The organism is Kitasatospora sp. NPDC003701 (assembly GCF_053587085.1).
The window spans coordinates 195,801-216,111 of sequence record NZ_JBSFNM010000004.1 but is presented as its reverse complement, the minus strand read 5'-3'; the positions used below and the strand labels follow the sequence as shown (position 1 = coordinate 216,111).

The 20,311-nt window shown below is 73.1% G+C and carries 17 protein-coding genes; 4 read left to right on the top strand and 13 right to left on the bottom strand.

What is annotated here, in order from left to right; genetic code table 11:
• Window positions 1–139 precede the first annotated feature (139 nt).
• Entirely contained in the window at window positions 140–520 is a 381-nt protein-coding gene (locus tag ACWDRR_RS06050) for a hypothetical protein (RefSeq protein WP_449770972.1), read from the top strand.
• A 27-nt stretch (window positions 521–547) separates the two neighbouring features.
• Here ACWDRR_RS06050 and ACWDRR_RS06045 read toward each other — a convergent pair whose 3' ends face one another.
• The 10 genes from ACWDRR_RS06045 to ACWDRR_RS06000 form a co-directional block, all read right to left on the bottom strand.
• Window positions 548–1,447 carry a Gfo/Idh/MocA family protein gene (locus tag ACWDRR_RS06045; RefSeq protein ID WP_449770971.1) on the bottom strand — a complete coding sequence of 300 codons (900 nt, stop codon included), beginning with the start codon at window positions 1,445–1,447 and terminating at the stop codon, window positions 548–550.
• Between the two features lie 172 nt (window positions 1,448–1,619).
• A complete protein-coding gene (locus tag ACWDRR_RS06040; RefSeq protein WP_449770970.1) occupies window positions 1,620–2,288 on the bottom strand; it encodes an O-methyltransferase in 669 nt (222 codons plus the stop codon).
• Between the two features lie 94 nt (window positions 2,289–2,382).
• Window positions 2,383–3,054, bottom strand: a complete 672-nt coding sequence (locus ACWDRR_RS06035) for a DedA family protein (RefSeq protein WP_449770969.1) — start codon at window positions 3,052–3,054, stop codon at window positions 2,383–2,385.
• Window positions 3,055–3,303: 249 nt separating this feature from the next.
• Window positions 3,304–4,143 (bottom strand): hypothetical protein, encoded by an 840-nt coding sequence (locus tag ACWDRR_RS06030; protein ID WP_449770968.1) that lies wholly within the window; start codon window positions 4,141–4,143, stop codon window positions 3,304–3,306.
• Window positions 4,144–4,319: 176 nt separating this feature from the next.
• Complete coding sequence (locus ACWDRR_RS06025; RefSeq protein WP_449770967.1) at window positions 4,320–5,393, bottom strand: alpha/beta fold hydrolase; 1,074 nt, start codon at window positions 5,391–5,393, stop codon at window positions 4,320–4,322.
• Window positions 5,394–5,403: 10 nt separating this feature from the next.
• Window positions 5,404–6,666, bottom strand: a complete 1,263-nt coding sequence (locus ACWDRR_RS06020; RefSeq protein ID WP_449770966.1) for an esterase/lipase family protein — start codon at window positions 6,664–6,666, stop codon at window positions 5,404–5,406.
• A gap of 464 nt (window positions 6,667–7,130) precedes the next feature.
• The gene (locus ACWDRR_RS06015; protein WP_449770965.1) at window positions 7,131–9,089 is read right to left on the bottom strand and encodes a DUF5107 domain-containing protein; all 1,959 of its coding nucleotides are present in this window, start codon (window positions 9,087–9,089) and stop codon (window positions 7,131–7,133) included.
• Window positions 9,090–9,123: 34 nt separating this feature from the next.
• Entirely contained in the window at window positions 9,124–9,966 is an 843-nt protein-coding gene (locus ACWDRR_RS06010; protein ID WP_449770964.1) for a carbohydrate ABC transporter permease, read from the bottom strand.
• Window positions 9,963–10,946, bottom strand: coding sequence for a carbohydrate ABC transporter permease (locus tag ACWDRR_RS06005; RefSeq protein WP_449770963.1), 984 nt, complete (start codon window positions 10,944–10,946; stop codon window positions 9,963–9,965). The genes ACWDRR_RS06010 and ACWDRR_RS06005 overlap by 4 nt, the downstream gene beginning before the upstream one ends.
• Before the next feature lie 2 nt (window positions 10,947–10,948).
• A complete protein-coding gene (locus ACWDRR_RS06000) occupies window positions 10,949–12,250 on the bottom strand; it encodes an extracellular solute-binding protein (protein ID WP_449770962.1) in 1,302 nt (433 codons plus the stop codon).
• Between the two features lie 319 nt (window positions 12,251–12,569).
• Between ACWDRR_RS06000 and ACWDRR_RS05995 the strand changes: the two genes are divergently transcribed.
• The 3 genes from ACWDRR_RS05995 (at window position 12,570) to ACWDRR_RS05985 (ending at window position 17,276) form a co-directional block, all read left to right on the top strand.
• On the top strand, window positions 12,570–13,910 hold the full coding sequence (locus tag ACWDRR_RS05995; RefSeq protein WP_449770961.1) for an ROK family protein: 1,341 nt from the start codon (window positions 12,570–12,572) through the stop codon (window positions 13,908–13,910).
• 570 nt (window positions 13,911–14,480) lie between these two features.
• A complete protein-coding gene (locus tag ACWDRR_RS05990; RefSeq protein WP_449770960.1) occupies window positions 14,481–16,979 on the top strand; it encodes an RICIN domain-containing protein in 2,499 nt (832 codons plus the stop codon).
• A 114-nt stretch (window positions 16,980–17,093) separates the two neighbouring features.
• Complete coding sequence (locus ACWDRR_RS05985; protein ID WP_449770959.1) at window positions 17,094–17,276, top strand: hypothetical protein; 183 nt, start codon at window positions 17,094–17,096, stop codon at window positions 17,274–17,276.
• Here the strand turns inward: ACWDRR_RS05985 and ACWDRR_RS05980 are convergent.
• The 3 genes from ACWDRR_RS05980 to ACWDRR_RS05970 form a co-directional block, all read right to left on the bottom strand.
• Complete coding sequence (locus ACWDRR_RS05980; protein ID WP_449770958.1) at window positions 17,236–18,072, bottom strand: class I SAM-dependent methyltransferase; 837 nt, start codon at window positions 18,070–18,072, stop codon at window positions 17,236–17,238. The genes ACWDRR_RS05985 and ACWDRR_RS05980 overlap by 41 nt on opposite strands.
• 150 nt (window positions 18,073–18,222) lie before the next feature.
• A complete protein-coding gene (locus ACWDRR_RS05975; protein WP_449770957.1) occupies window positions 18,223–19,017 on the bottom strand; it encodes a spermidine synthase in 795 nt (264 codons plus the stop codon).
• 71 nt (window positions 19,018–19,088) lie between these two features.
• Complete coding sequence (locus tag ACWDRR_RS05970) at window positions 19,089–20,045, bottom strand: alpha/beta hydrolase (RefSeq protein ID WP_449770956.1); 957 nt, start codon at window positions 20,043–20,045, stop codon at window positions 19,089–19,091.
• Window positions 20,046–20,311: the final 266 nt, after the last annotated feature.

Below are 20,311 nucleotides of genomic sequence, written 5' to 3'. Positions count from 1 at the left end.
GGTCGGCGGCTTCATCCCTGCGGGCGGTCAGGCCAGCTGGCGCCCCCGTCCCGGGCGGGCCGCCCAACGCAGGCGGCCTGCCCGGACGTTCCAAACCCGAAGGAGAGCATCACGTGAATCAGGCAGACCTCACCGCCGGATGCATCGTCGCCAACAGCACCGGCTCGACACCGGCATGCTCGGTGCCCTCCACGTCCTCGCCCAGCTCGCCGCGACGCATCGGCCGATCTCCCACCTGGTCGCCGACTACCGGCGCTACGCCGCCTCCGGGGAGATCAATCTCCCGATCACGGGAGACCATCGACAGACCCTGCGTCGTGTCGCGGAGCGGGAGTCGGCCGTCGGTGGGGTCATCGACCGCACCGACGGCCTCACCGTCCGCCATGCCGACGGCCGGTGGTTCAACCTGCGCGCCTCCCACACCGAACCCCTGCTGCGACTGAACGTCGAGGCGCCCACCGAATCCCGGATGGCTACCCTTCGGGACGAGGTGCTGCGGGTGCTTGGCGTGAGCCGGTAGCCGGGCCGAACACCGGTGGGCGGTGGGTCAGAGCTCGACCGGGCCGCCCGCCGCCAGGGAGCGCTCGGCGGCGGCGAGGATCTCGACCACCCGCAGGCCGAAGGCCGCGCCGCAGGGGTGGGGCTCGCCGGTGCGGGCGGAGTCGCGCAGCGCGTCCAGGGCGCGGTGCAGCGCGGCGAGCGGGCCCTCGCCGCGCTCGGGGAGGTGGACGACGCCCGCCTCGCCGCGCAGCTCCATCCCCGTGCCGCCGCCCGCGAGCGGGGTGGTCAGGCTCAGCGCGAGGGTGCTGGACGCGCCGCCGACGTGCCGCAGGACGAGGTGGACGGTGTCCCGGGGGCCGGCCACCGCCGTCACCTGGACGGCGTCGCCCAGCACCGGGAGCAGCACCGAGAGCGCGTGCGGGCCGACGTCCCAGAGCGCGCCCTTCTCCTGGCGCCAGGGCGAGGCGGCGTACGGGCTGGTGCTGTCGGCGGCGAAGACCGAGCCCAGCCAGTCGGAGCGGCCGGTGAACCAGCCGCCGGTGGCGGCCTGCTTCTCGATCCACGGCAGCTGGTCGCCGCCGAAGCGGACGGTGAAGAAGACCACCGAGGCGACGCCGTGGGCCGCGGTGGCGTGGAGGACGCGCCGGGCGTCGGGGACGGTCAGCGCGACCGGCTTGTCGAGCAGCAGGTGGCAGCCGGCCTCGGCGGCGCGCACCGCGAGGTCCGCCTGGACGGTCGGCGGCAGCGCGATGGAGACGGCGTCCACCTCGGCGAGCAGCCGGTCGAGGTCCTGGTGGCCGGGCACGCCGTGCGCCTCGCCGAGTGCGGCGGCCGCCTCGGGCCGGCGGCCCCAGACGCCCGCGAACTCGAAGTCGGGGTGCTCCGCCAGTACGGGCGCGTGCACCCGCTCCGCCCAGGGGCCGGTGCCCAGCAGTCCGATCCGCATGTTCTCTCTTCTTCCTTGCTCGTGGCGGCCCGCCCGACGTGCTCCGCCCGGTGCTGAGCCGCACTGCTCGGTGCCGCACGACGCTGTGCCGCACTGCCCGGTGCCGCACGACGCCGTGCCGCACTGCTCGGTGCCGCATTGCTCGGTGCCGCGCGGCGCTGTGCCGCTGCGCTCAGTGCTGCACGCGGGCCAGGGTGAACCCGTCGTAGCCCTTGCTGCCGACCGTCTGCACGGAGGTCGCGGAGACCCGGGGCTCGGCGGCGATCAGGTCGTGCAGCCGGCGGGTGGCGACGACCGCCGGGTCGGTGCTGTCCGCGTCGGCGACGGCGCCGCGGCGCACCACGTTGTCGACCACGATCAGCGAGCCCGGCGCGGTGAGCTCCAGCGCCCGGGCGAAGTACTCGGGGTTGCTCGGCTTGTCCGCGTCGATGAAGACCAGGTCGAACGGCTCGGCGCCCTCCGCCACCAGCGCGGCCAGCGAGTCGGCGGCGCGCCCGAGCCGGACTTCGGCGACCTTCTCCAGGCCGGCCCGCGCGAGGTTCGCCCGGGCGACCGCGGCGTGTGCCGGGTCGATCTCCAGGGTGATCAGGGTGCCGTCGGCCGGCAGGGCCCGGGCCAGCCAGATCGCGCTGTAGCCGCCGAGCGTGCCGACCTCCAGGATCCGCCGCGCGCCCCGGGTGAGGGCCAACAGGTGCAGCAGCTTGCCCTGGGTGGGCGCGACCGCGATGGGCGGCAGCCCCGCCGCCTCGGCGGCGGCCACCGCGGCCTCCAGCACCGGGTCGTGCCCGATCAGGCGCTCGGCGAAGTACGCGTCCACCGCGTCCCAGGTCTGCTGTGTCACTACGCCCTCCACCTGCCGTTTTACATGCCACCGCCGGGGTAGCCCGATGCTACCCCGGCGGGACGACAGCTCTGCTGGAACGCTCCGGTGGAGGTCAGTCCACCGCGGGGGCGCCCACCGCGGGCTCGGTGGCGGCGGCCGCCGCCTCCTCGGCCTCGCGGGCCTTGGCGGCCTTGCCGGCCCGGCGCTTCATCAGCCAGGCCGAGAAGGCGCCGCCGACCGCGGCCAGCAGCAGGCCCACCCAGGAGAAGCGCGACAGCCACTGCTCGGCGACCTTGCCCACCTGGTACACCAGCAGCGTGGTGCCGCCGGCCCAGACCACGCCGCCGAGCACGTTGGCGATCAGGAACTTCCAGTACGGCATCTTCAGCGCGCCGGCCAGCGGACCGGCGAAGATGCGCAGCAGCGCGATGAAGCGGCCGAAGAAGACCGCCCACATGCCCCACTTCTGGAACGAGCGCTCGGCGCTGGCCAGGTGGTCCGGCCCGAAGTGCCGGGGGAACTTCCGCCCGAGCTTCTCGAACAGCGGCTTGCCGCCCTTGCGGCCGATCGAGTAGCCGATCGAGTCGCCGATGATCGCCCCGAGGATCGCGCAGACCGCGACCCAGACCGGGCTGACCACGCCACGGGCGGACAGCAGCGCCGCCGACACCAGCGCGATCTCGCCGGGCAGCGGGATGCCCAGGGACTCCAGCCCGATGATCAGCGCGACCAGGGCGTACACCGCACCCGGTGGGACGCTCTCGATCCAGGCGTCGATGTGCAAGGCCGTACCTCCGTGGCAGAACGGGACCCGATCGCGGACGGGCGGTGCCCGGTCCGGTGGTCCCGGCGTCGATCGATGGCGGCACCAGGCCGCTCCCCGAAAGGGCAGCCTAACGTGCCGGGCGGCCTGTCCCCCCGGCCGATCACCCCCGATTACGACGTACGACGCGCCGCCGCGGTTCCGGCCGGAACCGAATCCGCCGGGAGCGGGAGCGGACGGGGACCGGCCTCGTCCGGGGCAGCGGTTCGACTAGGGCCGCTCGAAGAACTGCAGGACGCCGCCGACCGAGAAGCACACCGCACCGGCGAGGGTTCCCCAGTTGGCGATGTCGATGTTGACCAGGCTGCCGGTCTCCGGGCGGGTGAAGGCGGCCAGCGCCGACACCAGGAAGAGCACGGACCCGAACTGGTTGACCGCGACGATCCACCAGCCGAGGCTGCGCGAGCGCCGGCACGGGCGGCCGTGGCAGACCTCGACCAGTGCCAGGTGCCCCGAGACCAGGAAGAGCACGCACCCGACGAGGTCGGGCGCCCAGATCAGCCGGTTCTCCTGCTGGGCCGAGAGCCCCTGGAGGAAGGAGTCCAGCAGGTTGACGCCGAACACGAGCGTCCCGAGGAAGAGCACGAAGGTGCTCAGCCAGTCGATCCGCCCGGGCTCGTAGCTCCACCACCGCCAGCCGCGCGCCACCAGCGAGTCCGTCGCACCGGAACGGCGCGGGGCGTTGATCGCCTGGAGCAGCGAGGTGTAGCCGCCGGTGTTGAAGAAGAGGCCTCCCGCGAAGTAGACCGAGGCGATCACGGTCGCGGAGGCCGCCCCGGCCTGGGCGACGGCGGCGCCCAGCGCGAAGAGGGCGCCACCGAGGGTGAACGCGACGGCGGCGAGGGTGTTGAGGGTGCGCAGGCGCCGCAGTACCGCCTCGTCCGCACTGCGCGGCGGGGCCTCCGCCCCGCCCTCGGCACGGACCCTGAGCGTCCCGCGCTTGCGGGCCGGGCGCGACTCCCAAACGGCCGAGCCACCCTCGGCCAACCGCCAGGTGAGCCGGGTCGTGAACGGTCCGGCGCCTTCGGCGCGCTCGTCGGGGCGTACCATCGCGCCAGCCTAGCGGCGGGGTAGCGCCCGGCGCGGGACCGGCGACGTGTCGCGGCGCGGAGGTCCTGCCCGGGTGCCCGTTCCGCCGGCCCCGTGGCCGCCTGCGGCGCCGTACCCGTCCACGAGGGCTCCGCCGAACCCGACGTCCCCCGCATCGGCCCGCACGAGGGGGTCACTCACCCGGCCGGAGCCCCGGCCGGAGCCCCGGGCGCACCCTCGCGCAGCACCCCCAGCAGTTCCGCCGTGAACTCCTCCGGGCGCTCGATGTGCACGCTGTGCCCCGCGCCTTCGACCACCGCCTCCCGGACCTGGCCGCCGGCCGCCGCGTAGCGGGCCAGCACGGCGCGGGTCTGGGCGAGCATGGGCTGGGCCGGGCAGCGGTCCTCGCCGGGCCAACCGGGAACGACGCCCAGTGCGCCCAGGTGGGCGAGGTCGAAGAGCGAGGTGTCGGAGACGATCACGTCGGCCGAGCCCCGCAGCCAGAGCACCGGGGGCCTGGCCCCGGCGAGTTCCAGGTCGTCGATCCGAAAGTGCGTCGGCGCCAGGCAGTTGAGCACGCCGCGGTCGCCCGGGGCGACGCCCGGCCAGGTCTCGCTGGTGCGGGAGTCCCCGGGGTAGTGGTCGTCGCCGATCCGGGTGGAGAGCATCGACGCGACGTAGCCGTCGGCCGGCTCCACGGGCGCGTTGACGTAGCAGGCGGCGAAGACGGCGCGAGGTGAGAGCGGTGACTCCGCGCCGGTCTCCCCGGCCGCCAGCAGCCGGACGAACTCCGGGTTGGCGGTGCCTCCGCCGGAGCCCGCGCCGTCCGGGCTGTTCAGCCGGCCGTCCGACCCGTGAGTGCCGCCGAAGCCGTACGGCGAGACCGGGTTGACCAGCGTCACCGACCGCAACCGCTCGGCGTGGTCGCGAAGTTGGTGCAGGACCACGCCACCGCCCAGGCTCCAGCCGACCAGGTGCACCCGCCCCAGGTCGAGCGCCTCGATCAGCGCGCTCAGGTCGTCGCTGTAGTCACGCAGTCCGCGGGTGGCGTCCACCGGCAGCGGGTCGGTGTCGCCGAAGCCACGCAGGTCGACCGCGATCGGCCGGTACTGCGCGGGCAGGTCGAGCATCGCCCGCTGCCAGAAGAGCGAGGACGACACGTTCCCGTGCACGAAGACCACCGGCTCGCCGGAGCGCCCCTCGATCTCCAGGTAGTTGACGGTGAGCCGGGAGGTCGCGATCCGACCGGCGGCGACGGTGGGCAGCAGCACGCTTGATCCTTCAGTTGAGCCAGCTGGCGATCTGGGCCCCGACCGCGGCGTCCCAGCCGAGTTCGAGGTGGTTGGCGCCGGCGACCAGCGCGGTCCCGCCGACCGTGCCGATCCCGGTGGTGTCCAGGGCGCTGGAGACGAAGACCACCCCGTCGCTGGGTCCGCGGTTCTCGTTGAAGATGCCGAGGACGTTCGGCGTTCCGCCGGCCAGCAGGTAGGTGCGGACCTGGGCGGGGACGCCGGCCTGCTTCAACGGGGCGATCAACGAGCCCGCGTCGACGGCGGCCTGGATGCCGGTGCCGTCGGTGTAGAAGCCCTGGCCGCCGTAGTAGGTGGTGTACCAGTCCTGTTGACTCTGGTCGACCCCGTACGTGCCGTCCCAGCGGGCCAGCATCTGCCGCTGCCCCGGGTAGTCGTCGTAGCCGCCGGTCGGGGTGAACGCGAACTGGGGATGGGCCGTGTAGCTGCCGTAGCAGGTCATGTGCAGGTGCGGGGAGGGCGCGTTGACCTTGCCGCCGCACTCCGGCCAGACGCTGAAATCGTGCGCCCAGCCGTGCGCGAAGGGGTAGTCGTAGCCGCCGTTGGGGCCGCCCAGGGTGATCAGCCGCCGGACGTCGCCGGCGTAGGGCCGCCCCCAGGCGGGCTTGACCGAGGAGACGTACGCCCGCGCGGACATCTCGCCCTTGCTCCAGCTGACCAGGTCCACCTGTGCGACGCCCAGCTTGGCGCGGATCAACGCGACCGCGTCGCCCACCTGCTGCGCCTGCATCAGGTTGTCACCCTGCTTGTGCGCGAAGCCGACGGCGAAGACCCGGTACCCCCGCGTGGCGAGGTACTGCATCAGCCCGGTGTTCGGGCAGGAGGCCGCCCCGCAGCCGTAGTCGCCCGACTCGCCCGGGTTGGCCCAGGCCCGGTCCGGGTTGTCGTTGGCGCCGTGCACCAGCAGCACCGGCACCTGGTGCGCGCCGCTGTTCCAGCCGGGCGCGGAGTAGAGCAGGAAGCGCCCGGAGTTCGGCTGCTTCACCCCGCCGAAGAACGTGAGCCGCTGACCGTCCTGGTCACTGCGGCCGTCCGGCGGGTACTGCTCCTGATGGAACCCGGCGGTGGTGTCGAGGTAGCGCTCGACGTGGTCCCAGCCGTTGGCCACCGTGCCGTAGCTCGCCTCCAGCGTGAGGTGGCCCGGCACCGCGGCCGAGGCGGGCGGCGCTCCGACGAGCCCGGTCACCAGCGCCAGCAGCACCGCGAGGATCCAGCCACCCGACTTCCGCACCATCGTCAACTCCTCTGCCCGGCAGGCCCGAGCGGCCCCGCACCGACACGGTAGGCGGGGCCGGCGGGCCCGGCCCATGGGGGCGGCCCACACGGCGAGCGGCCAGCGGTGTGGATCACACCCCTGGCCACTGGTCGACCGAGCGGGAGGAGCTTCCCCGCCAGGTGCCCTCCGGGCGTACCGGCGTCGAACCGGTCACCCCGTTCCCCGGGCCGCGCCCGGAGTCACGGCGCCGCCTGCCGGCAGTACGGAGAGCGCGGAGCCGGCTGTGCCGAGCCGGGCGCTCAGGGCCGGGCGCTCAGGGCAGGGCGCTCAGGGCAGGGCGGTGCGAGCGCGTGAGGGGTTCCGTGCCGGAAGGCGAGGGGACCGAGCGGGCCGGACCGGTCGGGAAGGCGGGCGTCCACAGCGGCTCCGGCCGGCGGAGAGCCACCGAATCCACCGACGACTGAACCCGGACCACTCCCGGCTCAGCTCGCGGCGAGCATCCGGAAGTCGTACGCCCGCGGCAGCGGGAGGCCGGGCTCGGCACTGCCGGTGGCGCGCTGGTGGGCGAACCAGAGTTCGTGCAGGGAGCCTTCGCCCTCGCGGACGTCGGCCAGTTCGATCCCCTCCCGCAGGATCCGGCCGCAGCGTTCCGTGTCGCCGGAGTCGAGGGCGGCGCGCGCCTCGGCCCAGCGCACCCGGCCCAGCGCGCGCTGCTCCTCGGGCAGGGCGGCGAGCAGCGACAACACCTCCTGCGGCGCCCCGGCGCGCAGCAGCGCCCCGGCCGCCTCCAGGACCAGCGGCAGCAGCCCGGGCTCCAGGCGGAGGGCCTCGCGGTAGGCGCGGGCCGCCTCGGTGAGCTCCCCGTCCCGGTCGGCCAGGACCGCGAGGCTGCGCCAGGCCCAGGCGGTGGGGCGGTGCTCGATCGAGTGCAGCCAGCTCTTGCGAGCGCCCTCGAAGTCGCCGGCGTGGGCGCGCAGGACGCCGAGGTGCAGCAGGGCGAGCCAACCGTCGGCGTCCCTGAGCGGCTGCTCCCAGGCGGGGTCGACCTGGTAGGAGAGCGGAGCCCGCGCGGGCCCGGCCGGGCTGAGCCGCCCGTGGTCGAGGAGTTCCAGCCAGGCCTCCTGTTCGACGCCGAGCGTCCCGTCCGGGAACGGGGTGCCGGACACCTCGAAGGGCGGCTCGCCGGCCCGGACCCGGCGGCGGCGCTCCAGGGCGCCCCAGCCGGAGCCGGTCGCCAGGATGTCGACGGGTTCCTGGTCCAGCCACGCGGCGGCGGCGGCGAGTTCGGCGTCCAGCACGCCCGCCGGGACGAGTGCGTCGACGCCGTCCCGGGCCGCTTCGCGCGCCGCGGCCCAGTCCTCGCCGTGGACGGCAGCGGGGTCGGCTTCCAGGAGTCCGTACGCCTCCACCCAGGTCCACCGCGCGCCGGCGGGCATCGGGACGTGTTCGAGCTGGGTCCTGGCGACGCCCGCCTGGATCTCCAGGTAGGCGTTCCCGGGCTCGGACAGCCAGTCCTGCCAGTGCCGGCCGCCCTCGCCCTGCCCCCAGAGGAAGAGCTTGCGGCCGCGCTGCCGGTCGGTCGACGTCTGGACCAGGCCGCGGCCGCCCGCGTCGAGGGCGGCGATCCAGCGCCGGCGCCCCGCGGGCACGTCGAAGAAGTAGTCGGCCGCGTCCTGGGAGCGCGTGGTGCGGGTCAGGTCCTGCCCGTCCGGGGCGGGAAGGTCGACGTGGCGGACCCGGCGGTCGTAGGAGAACTGCCAGGCCGCGTCGGCCGGGGCGAGCACGCGGACGTCGGGCGCCTCCGGTACGGCGATGTTCGACCACCAGTACATCGGCACCTCGGTGTCGCGCGGGTTGGTGATCCGCACGTGCACCAGCAGGACCTGCGAGTCGTCCGGCAGGTAGGCGTCGATCTGGAAGACCGTGCCGCGGATCCGCTCGTACTCCCACATCCGCAGCACGGGTGTGCCGTCCGGGCGGACGACGCGTGCGGCGTGCAGGGGTTCGCAGGTGGTGGGCGCGTGGCCGATGGTGCCGATGTTCCACTCCACGCCGCCGGCCAGCCAGGCGTTGCGCAGGGCGAGGTTGGCGGGCTGGAACACCGGGTTGCGGAAGAGGAGTTCGCGTCCGGTGGGCTTGTGGATCAGCGACCAGAGCCTGCCGCCGGCGCCGAGCAGGAACGTCGCCCGGAGGGTGGCGTTCTCCAGGACCGCGGCGGGGTGTTCGGCGGGTGCCCGCTCGCGGGTGTAGCCGTCCTGGAGCAGGTACGGCATGACGGAGGGCACCCGGCCGTAGCCGATGTTGTACCGCATCTCGTCGTCGGCCTGGCTCGCGTCGGCGACCTCGTGCAGGTCGGCCCCGGCGAAGAGGGGCGGGAGGGGGTTGACGGGGCCGACCTGGGCGGTCGGCAGGGCCAGTGCGGTCAGCCGGAGCTCACTCATCTGTCGTCTGCCTCTTATCGGGTCGATGGGTGGGCTACTTGACGCTGCCGGAGGTCAGGCCGGCCTTCCAGTAGCGCTGGAGCAGGAGGAACATCACGACGATCGGGACGACCGACAGCAGGGAGCCCGTGATGATGAGGTTGTAGGGGACGGTCTGGCCGCGCTGTTCCTTCCAGGCGACCAGTCCGACGGTGACCGGCTGCAGCCGGTCGTCGGCGAGCATCAGGGACGGCAGCAGGTAGTTCGTCCAGATGGTCACGAACTGGAACAGGAAGATGGTGACCAGCGACGGCTGGAGCACCCGCAGCACGACGGACCGGAAGATCCGGAACTCGCCCGCCCCGTCCAGCCGTCCCGCTTCCAGGAGTTCGTCCGGCACGGCGGCCGCCGCGTAGATGCGCGCCAGGTACACACCGAACGGGCTGACGATGCTGGGGATGAACACCGCCCAGAAGGTGTTGACCACATGGGTGGCCGAGAACATCAGGTAGAGCGGGAGCGCGAACAGCGGGGCCGGGATGAGGATGGCGCCGAGGACGGTGTTGAAGACGGCCTCGCGGCCCCGGAAGGCGTACTTCGCGAGGACGTACCCGGCCATGCTGGAGAGCAGCGTCGCCACGACGGCGCCGCCCACCGCGTAGAGCAGGCTGTTGAGCAGCCAGCGGCCGAAGATGCCGTCCTGGACGCCGAGCAGGGTGGAGACGTTGTGCACCAGCTCGATCCGCCCGGCGAACCAGAAGCCGTTGCTGGAGAAGAGGTCGCTGCTGCTCTTGGTGGCGGAGACGACCAGCCACCAGACCGGCAGCAGGGAGTAGAGCGCGGCCACCACCAGAACGGCGATCACCCCGGCGCGGCCGGCCGGATTCGTGGCCTTCACTGAGAGCCTCCCCGCTTGTTGACGAACCGCATGAACCCGAAGGACAGCACGAAGATCACCAGGGCCAGGATCACCGAACGGGTGGCCGCCGCGTGGTAGTTGTTCGCGGCGACCTCGTTCTGGGCGGCCATGATCGGCGTCCAGTCGCCGGCGAGGTTGGGCGCGACGGCCTTCATGATCACGGGCTCGTTGTAGAGCTGCGCCATGCCGATGATGGAGAACACCGTGGTCATCACCAGGGCGGGCCGGACCATCGGGATCTTGATGTGCCAGGCGAGCCGCCAGCCCGTGCAGCCGTCCAACTCCGCCGCCTCGGTGAACTCCCCCGGGATGGCCTTCAGTGCCGAGTGGATGACGATCATGTTGTAGCCGGTCCAGCCCCAGGTCAGCATGTTGCCGACCGACCACGGCAGCATGCCGTCGGAGGTGAAGTCGACGTCCAGCCCGAGATGGCCGAGCGCGTCGGCGATCGGGCTGACGTCCGGCTGGTAGAGGAACGACCACATCAGTCCGCCGATCACGCCGGGGACGGCGTACGGCAGGAAGAAGGCCAGCCGGAAGAAGCGCTTGGCGGGGGTGCGGCGGGCGTCGAGCGCGAGCGCCAGCACCAGGGCCAGGCCCAGCATCAGCGGCACCTGGACGACACCGATCAGCACCACCCGGACGATCGAGCCGGTGAAGGCGTCGTCGGCCAGCGCGTCCGTGTAGTTGGACAGCCCGGTGAAGACCTCGGCGGGGGGCGCCAGCCCGAGCCCGGAGCGGTGCAGCTTGAACAGGCTCTCGTACAGCGCGTAGCAGATCGGCGCGACGAAGGTGACGGCGAAGAGCGTGCCGAACGGCAGCAGGAACCCCAGCGGGGCCCAGCGGCGGCCGTCGGTCCGGCGCCGCCGAACGGTGACGGCCTCCGGCCGGGGCGGCTTCGGGGTGGCCCCGGCGCGCTCCGCCGGGCGCACCGGGGTCACAGCAGGAGAGGTGTGCATGGTCAGCCGATTTCCATGCCCTGGGTCTTCATCTCGGCCACGGTCTGCGCCTGGGCCTCGGCGAGCGCGGCGTCCAGGCCGCTGCCGCCCGCGCCCGCCTTGCCGAGGCCGTCACCGAGCACACCGGAGGTCTTGGTCATGACCGGGCCCCACTGGAAGCCGGGGTCGACCCGGCCGGCGCTCTCCTTGAACACGTCGAAGACCGTCTGGCCGCCGTAGAACGGGTCGCTCCGGTGGAGCGCCGGGTTCTCCAGGCCGGAGAGGGCCGCCGGGTAGATGCCCGTCTCCTTGATCAGGTTGCTGACGCTCGCCTGGTCGGTGCCGAACCAGTGGGCGAACTCGACCGCCTCCTTGACGTGCTTGCAGCCCTTCAGCACCGCATTGGGGGTGCCGCCGGCGTTGCCCGCGGTGGGCGCGGACGCGTCCCAGACCGGCATCGGGGCGACGGCCCAGCTGCCGGAGGTCTGCTTGACGCTGTCGGCGAGGATCGGGGTGTCCCAGACCGCGTTGACGTCGGAGAGGATCGCACCCTCGCCCATGCCCTTGTAGAGCGCGGTGTCGAAGCTCGGCACGGTCTTGACCAGCTTCTTGTCGATCAGGCCCTGCCAGAACGCGGTGACCTTCCTGGTCGCCGGGTCATCGAGGTTCACGGTCCACTTGTCGCCGCTGGTACCGAACCACTTGGCACCCGCCTGCCAGGCGAGACCCGCGAAGTTGTAGGCGTCGTTGCCGAAGTAGCCGATGTACGCGTTCGGGTCGGCCGCGTGGATGATCGCGGCGTCGGCGGCGTACTCGTCCCAGGTCCTGGGGGCACTCGTGATGCCGTACTTGGCGAACAGGTCCTTGCGGTAGATCATCGCCATCGGGGCTATGTCCACCGGCAGGCCGAAGGTGCGCCCGGAGACCCCGGACTGGGCGAAGGCCCAGGAGGCGTACTCCTTCGCGTAGGGAGCGGCGGCGGCCGTGGCGTCCTGGAGGGCGCCGGCGGCGGCGAAGGTGGGAAGGGTCTCGAAGCCCACCGACCCCAGACAGGGGGCGTTGCCCGCCTTCACCGCGTTGAGCAGCTTGGTGTAGCCGCCCTTGGAACCGGGCGAGATCTTGCTGTAGTTGACCTTGATGTCGGGGTGCGCGGCGTTGAAGAGCTCCACGGACGCCTCGTAGCCGGGGGCCCAGCCCCAGAACTCGACGGTGACCGGCCCCGACGCCTGGCCGGCCGATCCGTCGGAGCCGCAGGCGGCGGCGAAGGAGGCCAGCGACGTGAGCGCCATGGCGAGGGTGGCCGCTCTGAACGGGCGTGACTTCATGGGGAGGCCCTCTCTACTGCCCACCGCGGCGGGGCAATCGGCCCGGGGCACGGTGGTGGGGGACCCGCCTGACGCTGCGGGTTGTTAGTTCGGCTAGTGTGTTAATTAAGAGTGGCAGTGTCAAGGGCTCCGCCGGAACGTTATGCGAACAGGTCCCACCCGGCCGCACAGCGGTCGAAGATGGACAAAGCGCACCCTTCGCCGCTGCGCAGGTGCCAGTTTCTTCGAACGCTGCATCAACTAACATGACCAAGATCGCCCCGGCCTCTCGCTCGCAGACTCCGGAACGGAACCGGTCGGAACGGAACAAGGAGACGACGTGCGGCCAGGACAGCGCGGCACCACCAGTACGGGCGCCGGCCCGGCGGGCCGCTCCCGCCCGGGCACGACCCCGGCCACCGGGGCGGCCGGCATCCTGGCGGGCCACCCCGAGGCGGCCGACAAGGCCTCGCTGCGGCGCACCAACCTCGGCGTGGTGCTACGGCACCTGCGCGACAACGGCCCGCAGTCCCGCACGCACCTGTCCACCGCGATCGGCCTGCCCAAGGCGACGGTCTCGGTCCTGGTCGCCGACCTGATAGAGCGCGGCCTGGCCCGCGAAGGCGAACTCGACCGCGCCGGCTCGATCGGCCGCCCGCACCGCATGGTCGAACTCGACGGCCGCCGGATCTGCGGCATCGGCGCCGAGATCGGCGCCGATCACATCACCGTGCTCGCCCTCGATCTGCGCGGCACGATCATCCGCGAGGACCGTCGCGCGATCGACGTTCCCGCACTGACCGCCCAGGCCGCCCTCGCCGAGGTCGCCGACCTCGTCGCGGACTGCCTGAGCACGGTGGCCGAGCGGGACATGCGCGCGATCGGGGTCACCCTCGTCACCCAGGGATCGGTCGACGCCGCCTCCGGAAGCGTCGTCGTCGCCACCAACTTCGGCTGGCGGGGCGTCAGGGCCACCCAGGAGCTGCGTACGCGGCTCGGCCGGGACGCCCCGCCCCTCCTGGTCGAGAACGACGCCGAGTCCGGCGCCCTCGCCGAATACCTCGCCGCCACCGGCGACGACGTGCGCGAACTCGTCTACGTCACCGGCGGGATCGGCGTGGGTGGCGCGAGCATCTCCGGCGGCAAGCTGCTGCGCGGCTCCGAGATCGGACACATGAAGCTCGACCCGCTCGACCGGCCCTGCCCGTGCGGGCGGACCGGCTGCTGGGAGGTGGCCGTCGGACTCCAGGCCTTCCTGGACGCGGCCGCGGACCCGACGGACCGGGTGCACGACCTCTCCGTCGACCTGGCCGAACGCCTCGGCGACCTGCTCGACCGGGCCGACGCGGGGGACCCGAAGACGCTCACCGCACTCGCCCGCATCGCCGAGCACCTCGCACTCGGACTCGGCGTCCTGGTGGACGTCCTCAATCCGCCCAGGATCGTCCTCGGCGGGTACTTCGCGGTGTTCGGCCGCTACCTCGTGGAGGCCGCGCAACAGGTCCTCGACGACCGCAGGATCGCCCCCACCGCGGCACGGGTGATCGTGACCGCCTCGACGCTCGGACTCTCCAACGCCGCGCGGGGTGGCGCACTGCTGGCACTCGCGGGCATCTTCCAGGACCCCTCCACCGTTCCGGTCCGGTCCACCCCGGAGGACGACGACCCCTGGTCGCCCTGACGCCCCGCCCCGCGCACCACCGCCGGACCCCGCGGGCGGCGGCACGAGGTCGCCGTCGGCGACGGCCCGGAGGAAGGACCGTTCGAGCTCCCGGTGAATCGCCCGGGACGCTCGCACCGGCCCGCGGCATCGGCGTTCGACTCGCCCGCCGCGGACGCGGGTTGACAGCGCGGCGCGGGTCGCCCATCATCCTTCCAGAACCGGGTGATTGAATTTGCGCAAAGCTGACTGACTTCAATCATTAGCGATCATCGGACCCCTTTCCCGGCCAGTCCGACACCAACGCCGATGACCCGGCCGCCACCGTGCACGACCGGGACCCCCACCCGCCCGCCGTCGCACCCGGAGCGCCCGCGACGCGGGCTTCTCCGACCCGGCCCACTTCACCCGTCTGCTCACAGCCGGGCCGGACCCGCCCCCGGCCGGTCCGGGCGGACCCACCACCCCGGCGGCCCGCGTAACGGCAGTCCCGGGTGGAACCGCCTCCCCCGCCGGCCGGCCCGGGACCGTCAGCAGCAACCCGGATCAGCCCTCCCCCACCCGTGCGTCGTCGTCCCCCAAGGAGATCTCGTGTCGTCCCCGCCCCGCAGAACCCTCGCCGCCGCACTCGCCACCGCCCTCACCACTGCCCTCCTCGCCCTGGGCGGCGCCCCGACCCAGCCCGCAGCCGCGGCGGCCCCCGGCAGCGCCGGCTACACGATCACCGTCGGGTCGCCCACGTCGTACGCACATCCGACGGACACCCCCGCCGTCCCGTACGTCGACAAGGACGGCACGTTCTACTTCCAGCAGTCGGCCGCCCTGTACGGCACCGACGAACCCAGGTACTGGGACTTCTTCACCGGGGCGGACTTCGACACCGCCTCCCGGTCGAGCGCCGTCAGCGACGCGGTGAACCCGGCGAACGCCAACGACAGGAACAACGACACGACCTGGCGGTGCAACAACAGCCCGACCGGCGTCGCGGCGAGCTTCGCCACCGGCAGCACCAGCTACGCGCAGAAGAACTACTGCGACCTGTCGGGAGTCTGGGTCGACCCCGACACCGGCGACTGGTACGGCCTGGTGCACAACGAGTTCACCCCGCAACCCTTCGACGACGGCCTCCACTTCGACGCGATCGACTACACCGTCTCGACCGACCAGGGCCGCACGTGGACCATCAGGAACCACGTGATCACCTCGCCCTACACCACCGTCCGGGGCGACACCACGCAGTTCCCCAACCAGACCTACTACTACGGGGACGGCGACCAGCGCCTGTTCGTCGACACCGCCTCGGGCTACTTCTACGTCTTCTACGGCTCGCGGGTCCTGGACAAGAGCGGCGGCTGGAAGGCCTTCAACGAGCACGTGGCCCGCGCGCCGATCTCCGGCAAGATGGCGCCCGCCAGCTGGCAGAAGTGGTACGACGGCTCGTGGTCCCAACCCGGCGTGGGTGGCAGGGAAAGCAACATGGTGCCGGTCGACACCTCCAGCACCACCGGCTACACGCCGACCTCCGGTGAGTACGACCCCGCGAACACCGGCACGTCGGCCCAGCAGATCGCGGCGGGCAAGATGGCGGCCACCTCACCGCTGTTCGTCATGGACATCACCTACAACGCCTATCTCGGGCTGTACATCGGCGAGCCCCAGGGCGTCGACCAGAGCGGGAACGCGCCCCAGCAGTACTACGCCACCGACAACCTCGCCACCCAGAAGTGGTACCCGATCGGGAACAGCGGCAGCTACCGCACCGCCTCCTGGTACCGCTGGTTCCTCGACAGCGCGAACCGCACGAGCTCGGCCGTCGTCGGCAAGAACTTCCGCACCTACTGCGCCTTCGGCTGCTCGGGCGGCGCGTCCGGTGAGTACGTCGACGTGACCATCGGGTCGTCCTCCCCCGCCCCGGCCCTGGTCGACCCGACCAAGGCCTACCGGATCTCCGGCGGCAACGGCCAGGTCCTCGCCCAGGTCCCGGGCAGTTCGGCCACCACCTCGGTCGCCACGGCCTCCACCTCCGCCCTGCAGTCCTGGGTGTTCACCGGCAACGGCGACGGCTCCTACCGGATCACCAACGCCTCGACCGGCAAGCTGCTCGGCGTCGACGCGTCCTCGAAGGCGGGCCGGGCCTGGGGTGCCAAGCCGATCGTCACCGCCGCCGGCACGAGCGGCCCCGCCGTCGGGCAGCAGTGGTTCGTCATCCCCGGGACGTCCGCGACCAGCGGGTCCGCCTCCGGCACCTACCACCTGGTGAACCGCTACAGCGGCCTGGTGATCGGGCTGTCCACGGACACCACCCGGCCGGCCGAGACCACCCCGACCCGCACCTGGACCAATGCGACGACCAGCTCGGTCGGCGGGACCCGCGGTGCCGCCGAACAGACCCTGACCCTCACCCAGACCGGTCCGGCGCCGACCGTCGTCACGGTCAACGACCCCGGTGCCCAGTCCACCAAGGTCAACACTGCCGCCGGCCTGCAGATCCAGGCGAACGCCGGCGGCGCCGGCACCCTGTCCTACAGCGCGAGCGGCCTGCCGACCGGCCTGTCGATCAACACCGCCACCGGCCTGATCACCGGCACCCCCACCACCGCCGGAGCCTCCACCGTCACCGTCACCGCCACCGCCGGAACCACCACCGGCAGCACCACCTTCACCTGGACCGTCACCGCCGCACTCGACGGGACCCACACCCTCACCGCGTCCGGCCAGGCCCTCGACGACCCCAAGCACTCCACCACTCCCGGCACTCAGCTCATCACCTACACACCGGGCACCGGCGCCAACCAGCGGTGGGTCCTCACCCAGCAGACCGACGGCGACTACCGCATCGCCAACGTCGAATCCGGCCTCTGCATGGACGTCAACGGCGGATCCACCGCCGCCGGCACCGCCGTCATCCAATGGACCTGCACCACCGGCGCCAACCAGCGCTGGACCGTCACCCCCGCCGCCGGCGGCGGCTACAGGATCGCCTCGAAGAACAGCGGACTCCTCCTCACCACCGCCTCCACCACCAACGGCGCCCCCGTCACCCAGGAGCCCGACGCCGGCACCGCGCTCCAGCGCTGGACCATCAACTGACCACCGCCACCGCTCGGTAGGGCAAGGCCTCCCGGCCGGCACGGACACACCGTCCGAACCGACCGGGAGGCCCCGCTCCTTGCCCGCACACCACCCGCTCGATCAGCGGGTCCCGTGGCCCGCAACGAACTGCGCCCGATCATCAAGCTCCGCTCGACCGCGGGGACCGGCTGCACGTACGTCGCCCGGCACCTTCGACACCGCCTACGCCTTCGGGTCGATCGTGCAGCGCGCGGCGGGCCGCCATCCCCACCGGCTACGACCGCTCGGGCCGCTCCGCGAAGTCCAGGACGGTGACCGAGGGCCGACGGGTCGCCAGCGGCGGGACGGTCAACGCGAGCGGCAGCAGGGCGCCGACCGGCCCGCGTCCGCCGGTCGGCCGGACGTCCCGCACCGAGGCCACCGCCGGGCTCGCGGTGCGGAGCTTGTTCCGCTCGTCCGCGTCCATCGCCCACGGCATCGGGGGCGCCTGGTAGTCGCGGGAGCGCATCCTGCCGCTCAGCGTGAGCCGGCCGAACCAGCGCGGCATGGCGTCCAGTACCAGCGAACCGCCCGGGAACAGCTCGGCGCAGCCCGCGATCAGGGCCCGCACCCGCATCGGTGGAAGGTACATGAGCAGGCCCTGTGCGGTGACCAGTACGCCGTGGCTGCGGTCCACCTCCTCGGCCCAGCCCAGCTCGGTGGCGTCGGCGGCCAGATAGCGCTGCCGCGGCCCGGGCGGCAGCAGCTGCTCGCGCAGCGCCACCGACTCGGGCAGGTCCACGGTGAGCCACCGGGCCCGCCCGTTGTCGACCCGCCAGTACTGGGTCTCCAGCCCCTCGCCCAGACAGACCACGGTGCCGCGCGGCTCCCGGGCCAGGAAGTCGGCGACCTCGCGGTCGAAGCAGGCCGTCCGGAGCGCCTGGAGCTGGGCGGAGAGGGCCGCCTGCCCGAACCGCTCCGCGAAGGGGAAGTCGATCCGCTCGACCAGCTCGACGGCCTTGGGATCGCGCAGCACGGTGTCCGGCCGCCGCGCCTCCACCGCCCGGTGCCACAGCGTCCACAGCGCCGTCTCCGGCACCTCCCCCAGCTCCGGCCGCTCCCCGCTGCTCATCACGCGCTCCCTCGGACTCTCGGACCTGCTCCTGGCTCGGCCCGCCGATTCTGACACTGCGGGGCGCGAACCCCGGCGCGCGGCGCCCCGGCGCGCCGTCGGCGGCCGGCCCGCGCCCGAGGGCGGCGCCGGGGGAGGCCGCCGGCCCGCTCAGCCGACGCTGAACGCGCCGTCCGGTGGCGGCGGGGAGTCCGTCGCCCCGGCGTCCGTGACCGCCGGTGTGCGGCCGGTGAACGCGGCCAGGTCGGCGCCCTCGGTGAGCCGGGCGGGGAAGATGTCCCCGGCGAGGCGGCGCGAGAGGTCGGCCACCGGGAGCGGCGCGGCGGAACCGACCAGCAGGATGTTGCCGTAGCGGCGGCCGCGCAGCACCGGAGCCTCGGCGATCAGGCAGACCTCCGGGAAGACGGCGCGCACCGTCGCCGCCTGGGCGCGGGCGAAGGCGAGCGGCGGGCCGTCCGCGAGGTTGGCGGCGTAGCACCCGCCGGGGCGCAGCGCGGCGGCCGCCAGCCGCAGGAACTCCACCGAGGTGAGGTGCGCCGGGGTGCGCGACCCGTGGAAGACGTCGGCGACGACGAGGTCCAGCGAGCCGGCCGCGACCGCCGCCAGTTCGGCCCGCGCGTCGCCGACCGTCGCCGTGATGTCCGCTCCCGGGCCCTGCCAGGGCAGGTGCTCCTCGACCAGTGCGAGCAGCGGGCCGTCGACCTCGGCCACCCGCTGGCGCGAGCCGGGGCGGGTGGCGGCGAGGTAGCGGGGCAGGGTGAGGGCGCCGCCGCCGAGGTGGAGCGCGTCGAGCGGCCGCCCGGCGGGGGCGAGGGCGTCGACGAGGTGGCCGATCCGCCGGGTGTACTCGAACTCCAGATGGGTCGGGTCCCCCAGGTCGACGTAGGACTGCGGGGTGTCGTCGAGGGTGAGCAGCCAGCCGCCGTCGTGGTCGATGTCGGGCATGAGCTTGGCGTACCCGAGGTCGGTCCGGCGCCCGACCGGGAGCGGTTCCTCGCCGTGCGGGTCCGGCGGGTTCACGCGGACGCCGGCAGGTAGGCGCCGAGCCAGCGGTCGAGTTCGGTGAAGAGCTCGCCGCGGGCGGCCTTCCCGGAGAGGACGAGGTCGTGCATCCCGCCCTCGATCCGGACGATCGTGACGTGCCGGCCCAGCTTCGGGCCCTCGGCGGCGATGTCGTCGGCGCGCAGCACGGCGTCGGCGTGGTGCAGCCCAGCGTGCCAGGTGGTGGTGGCGATCGAGGCAGTGGAGGCCATCAGCAGCACGGGGACGTCGATGCCGAGCCCGCGCCGGACGCGGCGCTGGCCGCGGTGGATGGCGGCCAGCCAGCCGGCGTAGAGCGGGAAGCCCTCGGCCGGCTTGAGGCCCAGGTCGAAGTCCCACTCGCCGCGGTGGTCGCGGTGCAGGCTGTGCACGTAGTGCGGGTTGAGCGTGGAGGGCAGCTTGCGGGTGGCGGCGAAGCGGCCGAGCGCCTCCACCGCGGGCCCGCCGAGGGTGCGGACGGCCGGGGCGGCGGGCATCGAGAGGAACGGGCTGTTGAGGAAGAGCCCGTCGACCACGCCCCGCCCGGCCCGGCGCCCGGCCCAGAGCGCGGTGACCAGACCGCCGGTGGAGTGGCCGTTGACCAGCAGCTCCCGGTGCCCGTCGGTCTCCCGGATGATCCGCACCGCGGCGTCCAGCTCCTCGTCGTAGGCGGCGAGGTCGCGGACGAAGTTCGGCGACTGGTGCGGGCGCAGCGAGCGGCCGTACTTGCGCAGGTCGAGGGCGTAGAAGGAGAAGCCGCGCTCGACGAAGTGGTCGGCGAGGTGGGTCTGGAAGAAGTAGTCCACGTACCCGTGGACGTAGAGCACCGCGCGTTCGCTGCCCGGGACGAGCCGGCGCACCAGGGTGGCGCTGACGGCGCCCTCCTCGTCGGGGGTGAGCGGCAGCTCGACCGCCTCGTAGGGGGCACCCAGGATGTCTTCTCGGAACTCCATGTCCGCCGTACCCATTCTCTGCTCCGCCTGCCGTGGTGGCAGGGCCGCCGATCCGGAGCACCGACGATACCGGCCGGTAGCTCCGCCGTGCTCGGCGGACCCGGGTCGGCGGCGGGGCGCGCCGGTGCGCGGCGGTGGCCGGTCGCCGCGGCGGGCGGGGCGGCCCGCTCCGCTCCCCGTGCGCCTGCTGTGCGCCCGCGGTTCTGTGGAACGCTACCCGGACCACTGTCACTTTCCTTGCCAATGAGGCGAGTTGAGGAGCAAGC